The sequence below is a fragment of the Clostridium nigeriense genome (genome assembly GCF_900086595.1).
GTDB classification, from domain to species: domain Bacteria; phylum Bacillota; class Clostridia; order Clostridiales; family Clostridiaceae; genus Clostridium; species Clostridium nigeriense.
The window spans coordinates 1-909 of the sequence record NZ_LT575469.1 but is presented as its reverse complement, the minus strand read 5'-3'; the positions used below and the strand labels follow the sequence as shown (position 1 = coordinate 909).

At 30.3% G+C, this 909-nt stretch carries 1 protein-coding gene; it reads left to right on the top strand.

Annotation, left to right across the window (positions count from 1 at the left end):
• On the top strand, nucleotides 1-760 hold a 760-nt coding region (locus BN6774_RS00005), incomplete at its 5' end, for an IS256 family transposase (RefSeq protein WP_122982996.1).
• Between the last annotated feature and the right edge of the window lie 149 nt (nucleotides 761-909).

Sequence of the window (909 nt, the reverse complement as noted above, 5' to 3'; positions counted from 1 at the left end):
GCAAAATAGGCCTCTTGATGAAGTATATCCTATTATATTTATGGATGCTATTCACTTTAAGGTTAGAAAAGATAATGCAGTAGTTTCTAAGGCTGCTTATGCAGCAATCGGTGTGAATATACAAGGTAAGAAAGAAGTACTTGGGATTTGGATAGGTGCATCAGAGTCATCAAAGTATTGGCTTTTAGTTCTTAACGAATTAAAAAATCGAGGAGTAAAAGATATTTTAATAACATCTGTAGATGGATTAAATGGATTTACTGAAGCTATTAAAGCAGTATATCCTAATACTGAAATTCAAAAATGTATAATCCATCAAATAAGAAACTCAAGTAGATATCTATCATATAAGGATTTAAAGGCATTTAATGCAGACTTGAAACTTGTATATACTGCCAGCACTGAAGAACAGGCGTTAGCGCAGCTAGATAAGTTAGAAGATAAATGGGGAGAAAAATACTTGATTGCTATAAAATCCTGGAGAAATAATTGGGATGAGCTAGCTACATTTTTTAAGTATCCACCTGAAATAAGAAAGATTATCTATACTACCAATGCGATGGAAAGTTATAATCGCCAATTGAGAAAAGTAACTAAAACTAAGTCGATATTTCCAAATGATGAATCATTAATGAAAATCTTATATCTAGCTACAATTGATATTAGTAAAAAATGGACTCAATCTATTCGAGGATGGGCTCAAATATTAGCACAGCTTTCTATCTTCTTCGAAGGGCGTTTAGACGACCAATTGTTTTAAATTAAAATTGGGAACTCTTATTAAATCACAGATATCATTTCATATATTTTCTATAAATATAAAAATAAGGTTGGATGTATAAAGTATACTTCCAACCTACAATAAAAAAATATTTTTTCTAAAGTTTACACAAAATTATTGACATACTC